Annotated in this window: 18 protein-coding genes; 13 read left to right on the top strand and 5 right to left on the bottom strand. The window is 68.6% G+C overall.

The annotated features are described in order from the left end of the window. Positions 1 to 68 precede the first annotated feature (68 nt). The 5 genes from ACX9TP_RS07170 to ACX9TP_RS07150 all read left to right on the top strand — a co-directional run bounded on the left by ACX9TP_RS07170 (position 69) and on the right by ACX9TP_RS07150 (position 4,121). Complete coding sequence (locus ACX9TP_RS07170; protein ID WP_482978974.1) at positions 69 to 302, top strand: hypothetical protein; 234 nt, start codon at positions 69 to 71, stop codon at positions 300 to 302. A gap of 72 nt (positions 303 to 374) precedes the next feature. Continuing rightward, positions 375 to 2,015 (top strand): CTP synthase, encoded by a 1,641-nt coding sequence (locus tag ACX9TP_RS07165; protein WP_482978973.1) that lies wholly within the window; start codon positions 375 to 377, stop codon positions 2,013 to 2,015. Next, entirely contained in the window at positions 2,012 to 2,851 is an 840-nt protein-coding gene (gene kdsA / locus ACX9TP_RS07160) for a 3-deoxy-8-phosphooctulonate synthase (RefSeq protein ID WP_482978972.1), read from the top strand. The genes ACX9TP_RS07165 and kdsA overlap by 4 nt, the downstream gene beginning before the upstream one ends. Positions 2,852 to 2,885: 34 nt before the next feature. Next, positions 2,886 to 3,488: a KdsC family phosphatase gene (locus ACX9TP_RS07155; RefSeq protein WP_163990584.1), complete on the top strand. Its 603-nt coding sequence runs from the start codon at positions 2,886 to 2,888 to the stop codon at positions 3,486 to 3,488. Positions 3,489 to 3,500: 12 nt separating this feature from the next. After that, complete coding sequence (locus tag ACX9TP_RS07150) at positions 3,501 to 4,121, top strand: response regulator (protein ID WP_163990582.1); 621 nt, start codon at positions 3,501 to 3,503, stop codon at positions 4,119 to 4,121. 107 nt (positions 4,122 to 4,228) lie between these two features. Here the strand turns inward: ACX9TP_RS07150 and ACX9TP_RS07145 are convergent, their stop codons facing one another. Further along, a complete protein-coding gene (locus tag ACX9TP_RS07145) occupies positions 4,229 to 4,672 on the bottom strand; it encodes an Hsp20/alpha crystallin family protein (protein WP_482978971.1) in 444 nt (147 codons plus the stop codon). Between the two features lie 219 nt (positions 4,673 to 4,891). Continuing rightward, a complete protein-coding gene (locus ACX9TP_RS07140; RefSeq protein ID WP_482978970.1) occupies positions 4,892 to 5,086 on the bottom strand; it encodes a CPXCG motif-containing cysteine-rich protein in 195 nt (64 codons plus the stop codon). A gap of 79 nt (positions 5,087 to 5,165) precedes the next feature. On the opposite strand from ACX9TP_RS07140, the gene ACX9TP_RS07135 reads away from it, so the two are divergent. Further along, a complete protein-coding gene (locus ACX9TP_RS07135; protein ID WP_482978969.1) occupies positions 5,166 to 6,035 on the top strand; it encodes a GspE/PulE/PilB domain-containing protein in 870 nt (289 codons plus the stop codon). Positions 6,036 to 6,094: 59 nt separating this feature from the next. On the opposite strand, the gene serB is transcribed toward ACX9TP_RS07135, so the two are convergent. The 3 genes from serB to ACX9TP_RS07120 form a co-directional block, all read right to left on the bottom strand. Beyond that, positions 6,095 to 7,315, bottom strand: a complete 1,221-nt coding sequence (serB, locus tag ACX9TP_RS07130) for a phosphoserine phosphatase SerB (protein ID WP_482978968.1) — start codon at positions 7,313 to 7,315, stop codon at positions 6,095 to 6,097. A gap of 75 nt (positions 7,316 to 7,390) precedes the next feature. Further along, entirely contained in the window at positions 7,391 to 9,013 is a 1,623-nt protein-coding gene (locus tag ACX9TP_RS07125; protein ID WP_482978967.1) for a serine/threonine-protein kinase, read from the bottom strand. Between the two features lie 72 nt (positions 9,014 to 9,085). After that, a complete protein-coding gene (locus tag ACX9TP_RS07120; RefSeq protein WP_482978966.1) occupies positions 9,086 to 9,835 on the bottom strand; it encodes a TIGR02266 family protein in 750 nt (249 codons plus the stop codon). 104 nt (positions 9,836 to 9,939) lie between these two features. Between ACX9TP_RS07120 and ACX9TP_RS07115 the strand changes: the two genes are divergently transcribed. The 7 genes from ACX9TP_RS07115 to ACX9TP_RS07085 all read left to right on the top strand — a co-directional run bounded on the left by ACX9TP_RS07115 (position 9,940) and on the right by ACX9TP_RS07085 (position 18,251). Next, positions 9,940 to 10,428: an NADH-quinone oxidoreductase subunit NuoE family protein gene (locus tag ACX9TP_RS07115; RefSeq protein ID WP_482978965.1), complete on the top strand. Its 489-nt coding sequence runs from the start codon at positions 9,940 to 9,942 to the stop codon at positions 10,426 to 10,428. 35 nt (positions 10,429 to 10,463) lie between these two features. Continuing rightward, the gene (gene nuoF, locus ACX9TP_RS07110; RefSeq protein WP_482978964.1) at positions 10,464 to 11,804 is read left to right on the top strand and encodes an NADH-quinone oxidoreductase subunit NuoF; all 1,341 of its coding nucleotides are present in this window, start codon (positions 10,464 to 10,466) and stop codon (positions 11,802 to 11,804) included. Then, complete coding sequence (locus ACX9TP_RS07105) at positions 11,801 to 12,307, top strand: NADH-quinone oxidoreductase subunit J family protein (RefSeq protein WP_482978963.1); 507 nt, start codon at positions 11,801 to 11,803, stop codon at positions 12,305 to 12,307. The genes nuoF and ACX9TP_RS07105 overlap by 4 nt, the downstream gene beginning before the upstream one ends. A gap of 73 nt (positions 12,308 to 12,380) precedes the next feature. Further along, the gene (gene nuoK, locus ACX9TP_RS07100; RefSeq protein WP_163990562.1) at positions 12,381 to 12,683 is read left to right on the top strand and encodes an NADH-quinone oxidoreductase subunit NuoK; all 303 of its coding nucleotides are present in this window, start codon (positions 12,381 to 12,383) and stop codon (positions 12,681 to 12,683) included. Positions 12,684 to 12,711: 28 nt separating this feature from the next. Beyond that, positions 12,712 to 14,952 carry an NADH-quinone oxidoreductase subunit L gene (gene nuoL, locus ACX9TP_RS07095; RefSeq protein WP_482978962.1) on the top strand — a complete coding sequence of 747 codons (2,241 nt, stop codon included), beginning with the start codon at positions 12,712 to 12,714 and terminating at the stop codon, positions 14,950 to 14,952. Continuing rightward, positions 14,949 to 16,673, top strand: a complete 1,725-nt coding sequence (locus tag ACX9TP_RS07090; RefSeq protein ID WP_482978961.1) for a complex I subunit 4 family protein — start codon at positions 14,949 to 14,951, stop codon at positions 16,671 to 16,673. The genes nuoL and ACX9TP_RS07090 overlap by 4 nt, the downstream gene beginning before the upstream one ends. Positions 16,674 to 16,691: 18 nt before the next feature. Next, on the top strand, positions 16,692 to 18,251 hold the full coding sequence (locus tag ACX9TP_RS07085) for an NADH-quinone oxidoreductase subunit N (RefSeq protein WP_482978960.1): 1,560 nt from the start codon (positions 16,692 to 16,694) through the stop codon (positions 18,249 to 18,251). Positions 18,252 to 18,299: the final 48 nt, after the last annotated feature.

The following is an 18,299-nucleotide window of genomic DNA, read 5'->3' as shown; positions in this document are numbered from 1 at the left end:
CCTCCCTGTTCCGACGCGCCGGGGGGAGTGGCCGACCCATCACGTTCCATTGCCGGGAGTCTCACGCCGTGTCCATCACCCCTTGCCCCAGCCCCCTGCCCACCGCCCTCCGTGACGAGGAGGCCGTGGACACGCAGCGCAACCTGTTCTGTCCCAACTACGACGCCTGCCTGCACCTGGTCGTCAAGCGCGGCTGGGAGGGCTGGAGCTGCCGCAACTGCGACCTCCGCAGCTTCCGCGTCGGACAGCCGACCGCCCGGGAATTCGCCCAGTCCCGCCCCGGTGGTTGGGACGGCAACTGACGCCGACCCGCCCGGTTGTCTACCGGAAACAGAATAATTGACGCATCCCTGCCTGAGTTGGCAGAACGGGACATGCGCTCCAAGAAAACCAAGTTCATCTTCGTGACGGGCGGAGTGGTCAGCTCCCTCGGCAAGGGCCTCGCCTCGGCTTCCATTGGCGCCCTGCTGGAGAACCGCGGGCTGGCCGTCACCCTTCTCAAGCTGGACCCGTACATCAACGTGGACCCGGGCACGATGAGCCCGTTCCAGCACGGCGAGGTGTTCGTCACCGAGGATGGCGGTGAGACGGACATGGACCTCGGCCACTACGAGCGTTTCACCAACGCCCGGATGAGCCGTCTCAACAACTTCACCTCCGGCCGCATCTACAACTCCGTCATCATGAAGGAGCGGCGGGGCGAGTACCTGGGCAAGACGGTCCAGGTGATTCCGCACGTCACCGACGAAATCAAGGCCAACATCCGCCAGGCCGCGCAGGACGCGGACGTCGTCATCGTCGAAATCGGCGGCACCGTGGGCGACATCGAGTCGCTGCCCTTCCTCGAGGCCATCCGCCAGATGCGCTACGACGTGGGCAGTGAGAACGTCGTCTACGTCCACCTCACGCTCTTGCCGTACATCGGCGCGGCCGGCGAGGTGAAGACCAAGCCCACGCAGCACTCCGTCATGAAGCTGCGGGAAATCGGCATCCAGCCGGACTTCCTCGTGTGCCGCACGGACCGCGAGGTGTCGCGCGAGCTGAAGGACAAGATTGCCATGTTCTGCAACGTGGACACGCGCAGCGTGTTCACGTCTCCGGACGTGAAGAGCACCTACGAGCTGCCGCTGGAGCTGCACCGCCAGGGCCTGGACGAGCGGCTCGCGGAGGTCCTCAACATCTGGAGCCGCGCCCCCCACCTGGAGCGGTGGGAGAACATCATCCGCAAGGTGTACGAGCCCGGCCGCGGACAGGTGCAGGTGGCCATTGTCGGCAAGTACGTGAATCTCACGGAGAGCTACAAGAGCCTCAACGAGGCGCTGCTCCACGGCGGCATCGCCAACGACGTGAAGGTGAACCTGCACTTCGTGGACAGCCAGGACGTGGAGGCGCAGGGGCCGGAGAAGCTCCTGGCCGGCGTGGACGCCATCCTCGTGCCCGGCGGCTTCGGCGTGCGCGGCACGGAGGGCAAGATTGCCGCCGTCCGCTACGCGCGAGAGAAGAAGGTGCCCTTCTTCGGCATCTGCCTCGGCCTGCAGATGGCGGTGGTGGAGTTCAGCCGCACGGTGCTGGGCCTGGCGCAGGCCAACAGCCTGGAGTTCAACGAGCACACCCCGCACCCGGTGGTGACGCTCATGGAGAGCCAGGTGAAGGTGCTGGACAAGGGCGGCACCATGCGCCTGGGCAGCTACGCGTGCGCGCTGAAGCCCGGCTCGCTGGCGCACAAGCTCTACAACGAGGACACCATCCAGGAGCGCCACCGCCACCGCTACGAGGTGAACAACGCCTACCGCGGCCGCCTCCAGGAGGCGGGCCTCGTCATCTCCGGCCACAACCCGGAGCTGAACCTGGTGGAGATGATTGAGCTGGCGGACCACCCGTACTTCGTCGGCTGCCAGTTCCACCCCGAGTTCAAGAGCAAGCCCTTCGCCCCCCACCCCCTCTTCTCCGGCTTCATCCGCGCGGCGCTCGAGCAGCGCGACGCGCACGCGGCGGCCGGCCAGGTGCGCGCATGAGCAACGGCACGCTTCCCATTGAACTCTGTGGCTACAAGGTCGGCCCGGGGCAGAAGCTCTTCGTCATCGCCGGCCCGGACAGCATCGAGTCCGAGGACATGGCCCTGCGCCACGCGCGCATGCTCAAGGAGATGACGTCCCGGCTGGGCGTGCCGTACGCCTTCAAGTGCTCCTACGACAAGGCCAACCGGACCAGCGGGAAGTCCTTCCGCGGCCCGGGCCTCAAGGAAGGGCTGCGAATCCTGAAGCGCATCCGGGATGAAGTCGGTGTCCCGGTGCTCACGGACGTCCACGAAACCAGCCACGTCGGGCCTGCCTCGGAAGTTGTGGATATCATCCAGATACCGGCCTTCCTGTGCCGGCAGACGGACCTGGTGGAAGCCGTGGCGAGGACTGGAAAGGGCGTCAACCTCAAGAAGGGGCAATTCGTGGCCCCCAAGGACATCGTCCACTCGGCGCGCAAGGCGTTCGAGGCGGGCAACCCCAACGTGCTCGTCACCGAGCGCGGCTCCACGTTCGGCTACAACAACCTCGTCGTGGACATGCGCGGCTTCGCCCAGATGCGCGAGGCGGGCCTCGCCGTCTGCTTCGACGCCACCCACTCCGTGCAGCTGCCCAGCGCCGGCAACGGCGAGACGGCCGGCGAGCGGAAGTTCGTGGCCTTGCTCGCCCGTTCTGCCGCAGCTGCCGGGATTGACGCGTTGTTCACGGAAGTCCATGAAGATCCGGACCGTGCCCTGTGTGACGGTCCGTGTTCCCTGAATCCACAGATGTTCGAGGACGTGGTACGAAACGTGCTGAACATCCGCCGGGTGTTGGGACACGAGCCCGGTTGATGCGGCTGCGATACGGGGAGGAGCCAGGCAAGCCATGGTGACGGAAGCGCCTTCCAAACCTGGAAAGGAAGAGCTCACGTCTCGCGCGGCACGCGTCCGCCTGCTCGTCTTCGACGTGGACGGGGTCCTCACCGACGGCGGCCTGTACTACGGCGCCCAGGGTGAGCTGATGAAGCGCTTCGACGTGAAGGACGGACACGCCCTGGTCATGGCCCGCCTGTCGGGCCTGCCCGCCGCCGTCCTCACCGCCCGCACCTCGAGCATCGTGGAGGTCCGCGGACGGGAACTGGGGCTGGCGGCCGTTTTCCAGGGCCGCCGCGACAAGGGTGCCGCACTGGACGAGCTGCTCCAGCAGCTCGCTGTCCCCCCCGAGGCCTGCGCCTATATGGGGGACGACCACAACGACCTGGCCCCGCTTTCACGCGTGGGGCTGGCCGCGTGTCCCGCGGATGCGGTTCCAGAAGTGCGTCAGGAGGTCCACTTCGTTACGCAGAGTCCAGGCGGCCGAGGGGCCGCTCGGGAGCTCGTGGAGCTCTGCCTCAAGGCCAGTGGCCGCTGGGACGACGCAGTGGGTCTCATGAGAGGGGCTGATGGACGCGGTGCGCAAAGAGTTGAACAAACCCCGTATTCAAGGTAGGTGAATTACTCCATGGGCAGCGGAATGATGCAGCAAGAGGGGAGTACGGCGATGACGGACCAGCTCTACACGACGCACGACATCAGTCGTTTGCTTCAGGTGGATCCGTCCACGGTGAGCAAGTGGATTGACCGCGGCATCCTGATGGCTTTCAGGACGCCGGGTGGCCATCGCCGGGTGCGCTCGGCGGACCTGCGCACGTTCCTCATCACCCATCAGATGCCGGTGCCCGAGGAGCTGGGCAGCGGGACGGTGCGCCTGCTGGTGGTGGACGACGAGCGTCCGGTGCTGGAGGCCATCAAGCGCGCGTTCAAGCCGTATGCGGCGCAGGTGGAGCTGCAGACGACGACGAGCGGCGTGGAGGCCCTGCTGCTGGTGTCCGAGCAGAAGCCGCACGGCATGATCATCGACCTCAACATGCCGGACATCGACGGCCTCGAGGTCTGCCGGCGCATTCGCGCGCGCAAGCAGATGGAGGGCGTGCGGCTCATCACCATGACGTCCCTGCACTCGCCCGAGGTGGTGGACCAGTCGAAGCAGGCCGGCGCGCTCGCGTGCATGGCCAAGCCGCTGGACGTGCAGGAAGTGCTGGAGCTGTTCCGCGTGCCGCTGGCGCTGAGCGCCAAGCGCTAGGAAGACAAAAGGCTTCCGCTCCCCTCGCGGAAGCCCCCGGGAAACTAGGGAGGAAGCCGCGCCCGTCCTGCTGGCAGCGGCCTCCCTGGAACGGGTCTGCGCGAAAATCAGCCCTGGACCTTGACCTCGATGACGCGGGGCTTGGACTCCTCACGCCGGGGCAGCGTCAGCGTCAGCACGCCCTGCTCGTACTTCGCCTCCACCTTGGAGGCATCCACCGTGTCCGGCAGCGCGAACGAGCGCGCGTAGGTGCCGAAGCCGCGCTCCTGGCGGCGCACGGTGATGCCCTCGGCCCGGGCCTCCGCCTTGCGCTCGGCCTGCACGGTGAGGACGTCGTTCTCCACCTTCACCTGGATGGCCTTCGCGTCCAGCCCGGGCATGTCGAGGTGCAGCGTCAGGCCGGCCTCGGACTCGAGGATGTCCGCCGAGGGCACGCGCTCACGCGGGGCCTGACGCCACACCGGCTGCGTCAGCTCGCGGAAGAGGGAGTCGAAGTCGCGCATCAGCGGGTTGACGACGACGGCGGAGTTGAACGGGTTGCGGGTCTGCATGGTCTTCTCCTGTTCGTGTCGCCCATTCAGGCGCACGTCATGTGCTGCAAGGGTTGTCCTGGTTCGCGGTCGCCGCGGCTCCCCACCGGGGCTCCAGCGCCGCCTCACAAGACTCAAGAGAACCATGGATGAAGACGTGTCAAGCAACGCCCCCCACGCCTCGGGGCGCCCCCTCCACGCGCACTTCGCCTGCCCGCCTGCCCTCCTGGCGGCCCGGCGTCAGTCGTCGTCGCGCCCCAGGTGGACGGAGACGCTGTCCTCCTCGCGGGACACGTGGACGTTCCAGGGCCGGCAGCACACCGGGCAGTCCTCGACGTACGTCTCCGAGTGGGCGCCGATGGGGTCCACGTCGACCTCCACCTCCTCACCGCAGTAGGGACAGAGTCGGGTGGCGGCTTCCGCGAAGGGTTGCATGGGGTGCGTCCTGCCTTTCGGGGCGGCATGTGCGTCATGGACTGAGCGTCCGCCCTTTCAGACGGTAGACTCCCGGACCATGGCTGCTCCTTCCCGCAATCGCATCGGAGAAATCCTCGTCAAGGCACGCGTCATCGACGACCTGCAGCTGCGCAGCGCGCTGGCCACGCAGGACCAGTGGGGCGGACGCCTGTCGCGCATCGTCGCGGACCTGGGGCTGGCCAGCGAGGAGACCATCGCCGAGGCCATCTGCCAGGGCATGGGCATGCAGCGCGTGCAGCTGGGCAACATCACCCGGGACGCGGGTGCGCTCGCGCGCGTGGACGTGAGCCTGGCGGAGCAGAAGGGCATCTTCCCGGTGGGCCTGAAGGACAACGGCAAGACGCTGGTGCTGGCCATGGCGGACCCCACGGACCTGGCCACCATCGACCAGGTGGTGGCGAAGAGCCGCGCCCGCGTGGTCGTCATGGTGGCGAGCGAGCGCGAAATCGCGCACGCCATCCTGCGCCACTACCGGAACCAGGAGCCGGTGACGAGCACGCGCTACGGAGGCCCCCGGCCGCAGAAGGACAGCAGCGAGCTCGAGGACCAGGGAGACGACGACGACTTCAAGGTCGTCGACATGAGCGGCAAGACGGTGGTGAAGCGCATCGCCGACATCCTCCCGCCGGAGTCGCCCGCCGCCGCGCCCACGCCGCCGCCCGTCGCCGCGCGCGCCGCGGAGAAGCCCGCCCCGCCCGTCGCCGGCTCGAGCGCCGCGGACATCCTCGATGAAATCCTCGCGGGCGGCACGCCCACGTCCGAGTGGACGGACGAGGACCTGCAGCGGCTGCAGACGGTGCAGCAGAACCAGGAGAAGAGCTCCAAGATTCTGCGCGCCCTCCTGGAGCTGCTCCTGGAGAAGGGCCAGCTCCAGCAGAAGGAGCTGGCGGCGCGGATGCGGATGTAGACGCGCGCAAGGCTTGCGCGGACCTGCGTGCGCGCGCAGGACTTGCGCGGGCGTCGCCTTCAGCCCGCTTCCTGGAGCTCCCGCGCGGTGAGCCCCAGGAGGTACAGGATGGCGTCCAGGCCGCCCGCGGAGATGGACGTGTCGGCCGCCTCGCGCAGCTTCGGCTTCGCGCGGAAGGCGATGCCCAGGCCGGCCTTCTCCAGCATCAGCAAGTCGTTGGCGCCGTCGCCCACGGCGATGACCTGGTCCAGGAGGATGCCCTCCTGCTTCGCGAGCGACTCCAGCAGCTCCGCCTTGCGGCGCGCGTTGACGATGGGGCCCACGGTGCGGCCGGTGAGCTTCCCGTCCTGCGCCTCCAGCACATTGGAGTACGCGTGGTCGATGCCCAGCCGCGCCTTGAGCGCCTCGGCCGCGACGGAGAAGCCGCCGCTGATGACGGCGGTGCGGTAGCCCAGGCGCTTGAGCACGCGAATCAACGTCTCCGCCCCTTCCGTGAGCGGCAGGCTGTCCGCGATGCGGCGCAGCACCGCCACGTCCAGGCCCGCCAGCAGGGCCACGCGCTGGCGCAGCGACTCGTCGTAGTCCATCTCCCCGTGCATGGCGCGCTCGGTGATGCGCGACACCTGCTCGCCCACGCCGTGCGCGCGCGCCAGCTCGTCGATGACCTCGATGCGGATGAGCGTGGAGTCCATGTCCATCACCACCATCCGCTTGCCGCGCCTGAAGAGGCTCTCGCGCTGCAGCGCCACGTCGAACGAGCCCGCCTCCATGGACAGCGCGAGCAGCGCGCGCTTGAGCGCGTCCGGCGCCGTGCCCGGCGGCAGCGTGAGGTGGAACTCCACCGAGCCCAGGTGCGTCTCGGTGAGGCGCGTAATCCGCTCGATGTTGGCGCCGTGCGCGGCCAGGCGCGCGGCCACCGCGTGCAGCTCGCGGGCGCCCAGCGCGCGGCCCACGGCGGTGACGACGTAGCGCACGGGCCCTGCTTCCGGGGCCGCGGGCGCCAGGGACGAAGGCGCTGGAGACGGCGCGTCCACCACCTGGAAGTCCAGCGCCACGCCCAGCTCGTGCGCGGCGAAGAGCAAATCCTTGAGGACGCCGCGCGCCCCGGGCAGGTGCACCAGGAGGCAGAGCGTGAGCCGGCCCTGCACCACCACCTGCTCCACGTCGAGCAGCTCGGCGCCGGAGTCGGCGAGCAGGCCGGTGAGGCGGGAGGTGATGCCGGGAGCGTCTCTCCCGGTGACGGTGACGAGCACTCGCTCGGACGACGGGCGCGGAGTCATGGGCGCCCGTCAGTGTGGCAGCCCCGCCCGCGCCCGGCGAGCCCGGAGTCGGGCGCCAGGCCGCCCACCGGACGGTTACTCCTTCGGCGCGTCCGAGGAGAGGACGAGGTCGCCGCGGGCGAGGAACTCCCGCTCCGGGAAGGCCTTGTAGAAATCCTCCAGCATGGCGTCCACGTCCGGGTAGCGCTGCTCGCGCTTGTCCTGGGTGGCCTTGTCGAAGAGCTGGTCCAGGCCACTGGGGGCCTCGGGGTTGACCTCCGAGGGCAGCGGCGAGCGGCGGCCCGGAATCTGCCCGGTGAGCATCTCGTAGAGGAGGATGCCCAGCCCGTACACGTCCGCGGCGGCGCCCGGCTCCTTGGTGCCCCGGTTCATCAGCTCCGGCGCCATGTAGGCCATGCCACCGGTGCCCACGAAGACCTGGGGCATGCCCTTGGTGGCGTCCACCTCCACCACGCGGCCGAGGCCGAAGTCGGCCAGCTTCGCGTTGCCGTACGCGTCGAAGAGGACGTTCTCCGGCTTGAGGTTGTGGTGCGTGAGGCCGGCGGCGTGCGCGGCCCTGAGGCCGTAGGCCATCTGCAGGAAGGCGCGCAGCGCGAAGGGCACGGGCACGCCGTTGCCGCCGCCCGCCTCCAGCCGCTCCTTGAGGCTGCCGTGCATCAGCTCCAGCACGAAGTAGGGCCGCGACGCTTCCACGTTCTGGTCCACCACCTGCACCACGCCCGGGTGGCGCACCTGGGCCTGGGCGCACAGCTCCTTCTTCAGGCGCTTGAGCACCTCGCCGCGCTGGAGGAAGGAGAAGTAGCCGAAGATGTCCTTCAGCTCCTTGAGGCAGATGTCCAGCCCCAGCGCGGTGAAGCGGCCCTTGAAGACGGTGCCGAGCGGCCCGGTGCCGATGGGGTCGAACTTCTGGTAGCGCAGGTCCAGCTCCGCCCCCTTCGAGGCAGGAGCAGCGGCGGCCGGGGCGGCGGGAGCGGGAGCGGCGGGAGGAGGCATGGGGGCGGCGAGCGGAGAGGTGATGGAGGGCAGCGGCGAGGTACCGGGCGCCGGCGTGGTGGGGGCGAAGGGCGCGGGCGCGATGATGGTCGCCTCCCTGCGCGCCTCGGGGGCGGGGGGCTCCACGCGGGCCATGGGCGGAGCCGCGGCGACAGGTGCCGAGGGCGCGGGAGGCGGAGGCAGCGGGAGCGGCGTGGCCTGCGGCACCGTCACCTCCAGCGCGGGCATGGCCGTGCGCGAGGGGCGCTGGGCCGGAGGCACGGGCGGAGGCGGCGCGAGCGGGGCCGGCGGCGCGGGCGGCACCACCACCTCCGCCTCGTCCAGCAGCAGCTCCGGCGGGGGCGGCGGCACCAGCATCGGCTCGTCGGTGCCCTGCGCCACGGGGGGCTCGTCGTCGGCGGGCACGAGCTGATCCGCGAAGAACTCACCCACCTCGGTGGTGAAGCGGTCCTGCAGGTCGCCTCCCGCCACGCGCTCGCCCTGCTCGGTGAGCTTGAGCTGGGCCTCGCGGTCCATGGCGATGTAGTGGAACTTGCGCAGGAAGAAGAAGTAGTTGTCGAACTCCAGCGACACGGACGGCTCGAGCGCGGCCTTCACATCGGCCAGCTTGTTCGAGCGTCCAAGACGGCCGTTCTCCCTCAGGTTGCGGAGGATGAACAGCGCCTCGCCACTGACGGTGTCGCGATTGATGGCGGGCTTCGGCATGGGTGGGAGACTCTACGCCGTCCCCGCGCCACCGCTCAACGTGGGACTGCCGGTAAAGACGTGCCGCGGCCGCTACTTGATGCGCAAGAGCTGCTTCACCGTCTCCAGCACTTCCACGAAGCGCACGGGCTTGCGCAGGTAGATGTCCACGCCCAGCTGCAGGGCGCGGTCCTGCGCCTCCTTGCCGCCGGCGGAGATGGCGATGATGGGGATGGCCCGCAGGGCCTCCTCCTCGCGGATGCGCTCCACGAGCGCGAAGCCGTCCATCACCGGCATGTACAGGTCCGTCATCACCAGGTTGAAGCGGCCCTCGCGCAGCATGAGCAGCGCGTGGTGCCCGTCCGGCGCGAAGTGGACCTCCAGGGGCACCTTCCCGTGCAGCTCCCCGCTGGCCAGCTTCTTGAGGACGTAGCTGTACATCTCGATGATGTGCGGGTTGTCCTCGACGATGAGCACACGGTACCCCTCGTGCTCGGCGTGGGACGCGTGGCTGTCTGCTCCTGCCGCACTCAAGATGTCACCCAGTTTCCGCCGGTCCTCTTCGCGCTCCACGCGGACGCCAACGCCCCCGGGATGATCGGAGGCCGCCGGCCTGACCCAGGCCACGGTTCCGGCCACTTCTACCGGATCCAGCAGTCCCGGGAAAGAAAGTGCGAGCCGCACCGGGTCTCCCAGGGTGAATGCCTGCTCGGTCTGCACGAAGAGTCCCGTATGGGACAGGTTCTCGGTCACGTCCCGGGCCTGGCGCCCGTCCGTGTAGTCCACCCTCAGCACGGCCGGGACCCGGGTGTGCTGGCGCTTGTTCTCTGGTCCCGGGCTCATAACAAGGCGTTGAAATCGCTCGGCAATTTGCTGATGGCCGCCCAGTGTAGCGTCGAGGGTTTATGTTGACAACGCAGCCATTGGGGCAATACGTACGCCCCGCCATGGCGGAGCCCCTGTTCACCCCTGAAGAGCAGAAGAAGTTCGACGCGGGAATCGCGGAGATCATCTCCCACTACCCCCCGGATCGCAAAAGCGCGGGCATGCTCCCGGCGCTGCGGCTGCTGCAGGAGCTCAAGGGTTGGCTCCCGCCGGAAGGCCTGAGGCTGGTGGCCAAGAGCCTGGAAGTCACCCCGGAGCGCGCCATGGAAGTGGCGAGCTTCTACGTGATGTACCACCTCAAGAAGCCGGGCAAGTACGTCATCGACGTCTGCACCAACCTCTCCTGCTCCCTCTGGGGCGCGGAGAAGATGCTCGCCTACCTGGAGGAGAAGCTCGGCCTCAAGGCAGGTGAAGCCAACGAGAAGTTCACCTTGCGGGAGACCGAGTGCCTCGCCTCGTGCGGCACCGCGCCCTGCCTGCAAATCAACGAGGATCATCACGAGAGCCTCACCCGGGCGAAGCTGGACGCCATCCTCGCCAAGCTGAGCTGATCCTCCACCCCTTCCCTTTCAGGACGTCATCCATCATGGCCTCTACGGCAAAGGCGATTGAACCGATCATCTCGGCGGCCTGGGGCAAGCCGCAGTCCTGGACCCTGGACAGCTACCGCAAGCGCGGCGGCTACGAGGCGCTGAAGAAGGCGCTGGAGATGCAGCCGGCCGCCATCATCGACGAGGTGAAGAAGTCCAACCTCCGCGGGCGCGGCGGCGCGGGCTTCCCCACCGGACTCAAGTGGAGCTTCGTCCCCAAGGACAGCCCCAAGCCCAAGTACCTCGCCGTCAACGGCGACGAGTCCGAGCCGGGCACCTTCAAGGACCGCTACATCCTCAGTGACGACCCGCACATGATGCTGGAGGGCATCGCCATCGCGTCCTACGCGCTGGGCGTGCACACCTGCTACGTGTACCTGCGCGGCGAGTTCAAGTTCCAGGCGGAGCGCACCCAGGCCGCCATCGACGAGGCCTACAAGGCCGGCATCTTCGGCAAGACGCTGTTGGGCAAGGACTTCGAGCTCAACTGCTACCTCGTGCGCGGCGCGGGCGCGTACATCTGCGGCGAGGAGACGGCGCTGCTGGAGAGCCTGGAGGGCAAGAAGGGCTGGCCCCGGCTGAAGCCCCCGTTCCCCGCGGTGGTGGGCCTGTTCGGCTGCCCCACGGTGGTGAACAACGTGGAGACGCTCGCCAGCGTGCCCGCCGTGTTCCAGCAGGGCGCGGAGGCCTACGCGAAGCTGGGCACCGACAAGTCCGGCGGCACGCGCCTCGTCTGCCTCTCCGGTTCGGTGAACCGGCCGGGCGTGTACGAGGTGTCCATGTTCACCACGCTCTCCGAGCTCATCTACGACGACAAGTACGGCCGGGGCCTTCCGGCGGGTCGCAAGGTGAAGGCCGTGATTCCGGGCGGCTCCTCGGCGCCGGTGCTGGCCGCGGACGAGCTGGACGTGGCCATGGAGTTCGAGGCCCTCAAGGTGAAGCAGACCATGGCGGGCTCCGGCGGCGTCATCGTCATGGACGACGCCACCTGCATGGTGCGCAGCCTGTGGCGCGTGGCGCGCTTCTACGCGGAAGAGTCCTGCGGCCAGTGCACGCCGTGCCGCGAGGGCACGCCGTGGCAGACGCGCCTTCTGCGCAAGATTGAAGAGGGCCGCGGCGAGCCGGGCGACATCGACATGCTGTCCAATGTCGCGTCCTCCATCGCCCCCTACCCGCCCATCGGCCTGGGCAACACCATCTGCGCGCTCGGCGACGCGGCGGCGCTGCCCACGCACTCGTTCCTCATGCGGTACCGGGACGAGTTCGAGGCCCACATCCGTGAGCACCGCTGCCCGTTCGGCGACAAGCCCTGGGGTTCGTTCGGAGACTGGTCTTGAACATCGAGCTCATCCTCTTCGGGGCGTTCGCGCTCCTGACGCTGCTGTCGGCCGGCATGGTCATCTTCGCCCGGAGCCCCATCAACTCCGCCATGGCGCTGGTGTCCACGTTCTTCTTCCTGGCCGGCATCTACGTGCTGCTCTGGGCGCACACCGTGGCGGTGATGCAGGTGCTCGTGTACGCGGGCGCCATCATGGTGCTGTTCCTCTTCGTCATCATGCTGCTCAACCTGGGCGAGTCGCCCACGCGGGGCCGGCCCACGCTGGCGCGCCTGGCGGGTGGCGCGGCGACGGTGGGCCTGTTGGCGGTGCTCTCCATCACCCTGCTCAAGCTGCCCGAGGGCTCCAGCGCCATGGGCCCGGAGGTGCAGGCCTCCTTCGGCACCATGGCGACGATGGGCCAGGTCATCTTCACCCAGTGGCTCTTCCCCTTCGAAGCGGTGAGCCTGCTGTTGCTGGTGGCCATGGTGGGCGCGGTGGTCGTGGCCAAGTCGCGAATCTGATCGCCGTTTCCGGACAACTTTCTGTGCTACATGGCGGCGCACGGTTGCCGCTCGCGAGGCCCCGAATCGGCCCATGGTCCCCATCACCTACTACCTCCTGCTTGCCGCCGCGCTGTTCTGCATGGGCATGTTCGGCGTGCTGGTGCGCCGCAACGCCCTGGTCGTCTTCATGTGCGTGGAGCTGATGCTCAACGCGGCGAACCTGACGTTCCTCGCCTTCGCGCGCATGCGCGGTGACAGCATCGGCCACGTGTCCGCCTTCTTCGTCATCGCCGTCGCGGCGGCGGAGGCGGCCATCGGCCTGGCCATCGTCATCGCCGTCTTCCGCAGCCGTGGCAGCGTCCTGGTGGAAGACATCCGGACGATGAAGCACTGACGCCCGCCCCGCCAGGAGCCTTCTTCCCATGAACCTTGCCGAATTCTTCCAGGTGGCGCCCGTCGCGCCGGAATTGCTGGCGCCCTCCCTGGGGCTCATCATCCTGCTGCCCCTTCTGGGCGCGTTCATCTGTGGCGTGTTCGGCCGGATGCTGGGCCGCGCCAACGTGCACCTCATCGCCTGCTCGGCGGTGGCCGGCGCCTTCGTGCTGAGCGTGCTGGCCTTCTGGGCCACCAGCCACACCGCGCCCGGCGCGGGGGACGGCGCGCGGCGGCTGCTCGCCTTCTACCGCAACCCCTTCGGCATCGAAGCCGACTTCGTGCGCTACGCGCTGGCGTATGACTACGGCACGTGGTTCGCGGTGGGCGACTTCCGGGTGAACTTCGGGCTGGCGGTGGACCACCTGTCCGGAATCCTCCTGCTGGTCATCACCGGCGTGGGCTTCCTCATCCACCTGTACTCCACCAGCTACATGGAGCACGACGACGGGTACTGGCGGTACTTCGCGTACCTCAACCTCTTCGTCGCGGCGATGCTGACGCTGGTGCTGGCCGACAACCTCGTCCTGCTCTTCGTGGGCTGGGAGGGCGTGGGCATGGCCAGCTACCTGCTCATCGGCTTCTGGTACACGGACCCCGCCAAGGCGTGGGCGGGGCGCAAGGCCTTCGTCACCAACCGCATCGGTGACTTCGCCTTCCTCATCGCCACGTTCCTGATGGTGCTGCTGGTCTCCGCCTACACGCGCCAGGCGAACACCGCCGACTACGCCATCTCCGGCAGCAACGCCCAGCGCTACCAGTCCGCGCTGCAGGACAAGGGTCCCCTCACCTTCAAGGGCCTGGAGAAGATGGCCGAGGGCCTCATCGACTCCAACAGCGACAAGGTGGACCTCTCCACCCCCATCGAGGAGGGCCCGCTGGAGGGCTACACCTTCGGCGGGGTGATGACGGCCGCGCTGCTGCTGTTCCTGCTGGGCGCGGCGGGCAAGAGCGCGCAATTGCCGCTCTACGTCTGGCTGCCGGACGCCATGGCCGGCCCGACGCCGGTCTCCGCCCTCATCCACGCGGCGACGATGGTGACCGCGGGCGTCTACCTCTTCAGCCGCATGTCCGCGCTGCTGGTGCTGAGCCCCACCGCCATGGCCACGGTGGCCATCATCGGCGCGCTCACCTCGCTGCTGGCGGCGCTCATCGCCTTCGCGCAGGACGACATCAAGAAGGTGCTCGCCTACTCCACCGTGTCCCAGCTGGGCATCATGTTCATGGGCGTGGGCATGGGCATCTTCTGGGCGGCGGTGCTGCACCTGGTGACGCACGCGTTCTTCAAGGCCTGCCTGTTCCTCGGCGCCGGCAGCGTCATGCACGGCAACGGCGACGAGACGGACATCAAGAAGCTGGGCGGCCTGCGCCACGAGATGAAGTGGACGTGGGGCACCTTCCTGGTGGCCACGCTGGCGATTACGGGCATCATCCCGCTGTCCGGCTTCTTCTCGAAGGACGCCATCCTCCACGGCGTGCACCACAACCACCTGGCGGGCCTGCACTGGGTCTCCAGCGCCGTCTACTACCTGGGCCTGGTCATCGCCGCGAGCACGGCCTTCTACATGACGCGCCTGTACCTGCTCACCTTCGAAGGCCCCCGCTCGAAGGAGGCCCGGGTGGCGCACGCGCACGAGAGCGCCTGGCAGATGACGCTGCCGCTGGTGGTGCTGGCGGTGCTCAGCGTGGTGGCCGCGGTGTACGCCTTCCCGCTGATGCGCTCGTCCTCCGGCCAGCCGCAGGCGGTGTTCGAGAACTTCCTCAGCCCGGTGTTCGGCGCCATGACCCGCATCACCAATGCGGCGAAGACGGTGGAGCTGGACACCAGCGTCCCGCACCTGGGCGACTACGTCTTCGCCTGGCTCGTCGCGCTGTCGGGCGGCGCGGCGGCGGCCTTCCTGTACCTGCGCTTCTTCCCGGCGCGCGCGGGCCAGCCGGTTCCGGCCTTCGCCCGGGCGGTGCGCCGCACGGCGCAGAACAAGTTCTACGTGGATGAGCTGTACGAGCTCATCGTCATCCGGCCCGTGAAGTTCATGAGCTTCATCCTCTTCCGCGTGGTGGACGCGCTCCTCATCGACACCGTCGCGGTGCGCGGCACGGCGTGGGTGACGGCCCGCGTGGGCAGCGCGCTGCGCTACGTGCAGACGGGCGACGCCCAGGCCTACGCCGCAGTGATGGCCATCGCCCTGCTGGGCGGAGTGGCCTACGCCCTCATCCAGGTGATGCAATGAGCTTCTTCGACACCCACCTGCTCAACCTCGTCGTCTTCCTGCCGCTCCTCTTCGCGGCGCTGGTGCTGGCGCTGCCCTCGGGTGAGCACGGGCAGATTCGCACCGTCACCTTCATCGCCATGGTGGTGGACGCCATCTTCGGCGTCTGGGCCTACCTGCGCTACGTGCCGGGCGGGCCGGAGTTCCAGCTCGAGTACCGGGTGCCCTGGTTCGAGATGTTCGGCACCAGCTACCACGTCGGCGTGGACGGCCTGGCGGTGAGCCTGCTGCTGCTCACCGTGTTCCTGGGCCCCCTGGTGGTGCTGGCCTCCACCACGTACATCAGCCACCGCATCAAGGAGTTCCACCTGGCGCTGCTGGTGCTCCAGACGACGATGCTGGGCGCGCTGGTGTCGCTGGACGTGCTGCTCTTCTACATCTTCTTCGAGGCCATGCTCATCCCCATGTACCTGATGGTGGGTGTGTGGGGCGCCGAGGACCGGCAGATGGCGGCGGTGAAGTTCTTCCTCTACACGCTGGCCGGCTCGCTGCTGATGCTGGTGGCCATCATCGCCGTGTACTTCATCAGCGCGCCCGCGGGCGGCCGCTCGTTCGACTACGCCGCCATGTACAACGGCCTTTTGGACGCCAACCGCCAAGTGACGGCGTGCATGGGCGGGCCGGAAGGGGCGTGTGACTCGCTGAGCGGGCTCGCCAGGACCATGCATACCTGGGGTCCGTGGATGTTCGCCGCGTTCGCGCTGGCGTTCGCCATCAAGGTGCCGATGTGGCCGGTGCACACGTGGCTGCCGGACGCGCACGTGCAGGCGCCGGTGGCCGGCTCCATGATTCTGGCCGGCGTCATGCTGAAGATGGGCACCTTCGGCTTCTGGCGCTTCGCGATTCCCTTCTTCCCCGCGGCCGCGCAGAACGCCCGGCCGTTCCTGGCGGTGCTGTCCGTCATCGGCATCGTCTACGGCGCGCTGATGTGCCTGGCGCAGCGGGACATCAAGAAGCTGATTGCGTACTCGTCGGTGAGCCACCTGGGCTACTGCATGCTGGGAATCCTCGCCGTGACGGCCGAGGGCGCCACCGGCAGCGCGTACCAGATGCTCAACCACGGCGTGTCCACGGGCGCGCTGTTCCTCCTGTTCGGCTTCCTCTACGAGCGGCGCCACTCGCGGCTCATGGCGGACTTCGGCGGCATCGCGAAGGTGATGCCGGTGTTCACCGCGGCCTTCCTCATCATCACCTTCTCGTCGGTGGCGGTGCCGGGCACCAATGGCTTCATCGGCGAGTTCCTGGTGCTGCTGGGCACCTTCAAGAGTGACTTGGGCGCGGCCGCCGGCAACGCGCACCTGACGGCGGTGTTCGGCGCCTTCGCCACGCTGGGCGTCATCCTGGGCGCGGCGTACATGCTGTGGATGGTGCAGAAGGTGTTCTTCGGCGGGCTCACCCACCGGGAGAACCAGCACCTGCGCGACATGAACCTGCGCGAGGGGCTCACCGTGCTGCCCTTCATCATCCTCGTCGGGGTGATGGGCCTGATGCCGCAGCCCTTCCTGGACCGGCTCGCCCCGTCCACGGACCGCTTCCTCGCCCGCGCCCGCGTGGGCAACCCCGGAGTCCCGGTGCAGGACGACCAGGTCCGTGTGGAGGTGATGTCGCTGCCCTCGAGCGTCACCGCCGCCTCGCCGTCCGCGCCCGTTCCGCTGGCCGCCGTCCCCTCGCAGCGGCAGTAGGCCGAAAGAGCTTCCACCATGAACCTGCCCAATCTCGTCCTGGCAGACTTCCTCCCGCTGCTGCCCGCCATCATCATGGTGGTGGGTGCCTCCATCCTGCTGTTGTCCGAGGTCTTCCTCTCCGCGACTTCGTCGCGCGCCTACCAGGCCGTGCTGACGGTGGCGACGGCGGTGGCGGCCGGCGCGGTGGCGGTGGCGGTGATGTTCGAGCCGCCGCGCGAGGTGATGCTCGGCTTCGGCGTGCTGGACCCGTTCTCCAGCTTCCTCACCCTCGTGGTGTGCGTGGGCCTGGCGCTGGCGGCGCTCAGCGCCGTGAGCTTCCTGCGCAAGCGCGGCGCGGAGCGCGGTGAGTTCTACGCGCTGATGCTCTTCGCGTCCGCGGGCATGAGCCTGCTGGCCATGTCCAACGAGCTCATCACCATCTTCGTCAACGTGGAGGTGCTCTCCATCGCCACCTACGCGCTGACGGCGTACCTGCGCCGCGGCACGCGGCCGAGCGAGGCGGGCTTCAAGTACTTCATCCTCGGCGCCTTCTCCTCCGCGGTGCTGCTGTACGGCGCGGCGCTGCTGTACGGCGCCACCGGCACCACGCAGCTGACGGCCATGGTGGGTCCGCTGGGCGCGGCGATGCAGAGCCAGCCGGCGCTGGTGTACGCGGGCATCGTGCTGGTGGGCGCGGGCTTCGCCTTCAAGGTGGCCGCGGTGCCCTTCCACATGTGGACGCCGGACGTCTACGAGGGCGCCCCCACGCCCGTCACCGCGCTGATGAGCGCGGGCGTGAAGGCGGCGGCCTTCGCCTCCATGGTCCGCGTGTTCATCACCGTGGGCAAGGGCATCGACCCGCAGATGCTGCTGGCGCTGTTCTCCACCCTGGCCTTCCTCACCATGGTGGCGGGCAACCTGCTGGCCATCCCGCAGCGCAACGTGAAGCGCATGCTGGCGTACTCGTCCATTGCCCACGCCGGCTACCTCCTGGTGGGCGTGGCGGCGCTCTTCGTCACCGCGCCGGGTGAGAGCTTCCGGCTGCTGGGCGCCTCCGCGCTGACGGGCGGCACCGCACTGGACGTGGCCCGCGCCGAGGCGCTGCGCGGCATCCTCTACTACCTGCTGGCCTACACCTTCAGCGCGGTGGGCGCCTTCGCCATGGTGTCCGCGCTGGAGCGCCGCGAGGACGAGGAGAAGGGCACCGCGTGGGACTTGGAGCGCTTCAGCGGGCTGGCGCAGCGCCGGCCGGGCTGGGCCTTCGCCATGGCGGCCTTCATGCTGTCGCTGGGCGGCATTCCCCCCACCATCGGCTTCATGAGCAAGCTGCTCATCTTCCAGGCGGCGGTGGACGCGGGCCTCATCGGCCTCACCATCGTCGGCGTGCTCTCCAGCGCCGCGGGCGTCTATTACTACCTGCGCGTGGTCGTCTACATGTTCATGCGGCCGGTGCCCGAGGGTGCGCACACCCTCGAGCGCAGCTGGTCCACCGAGCTGGCGCTGGTGCTGTCCACCGCGGCGGTGGTGGTGCTGGGCATCATCCCCGGCCCGATTATGGGCTGGCTCGTGCAGGCCAGCACCATCTTCGGCCAGTAGCCTCGCGCAGGGCGTGTCCCCTGCTCGCATCCCCGCCCGCCCCGGCCT

The organism is Pyxidicoccus sp. M15, assembly GCF_056858435.1.
The sequence above is the reverse complement of the archived record's forward strand: the minus strand, read 5'-3'. Positions and strand labels throughout refer to the sequence as shown.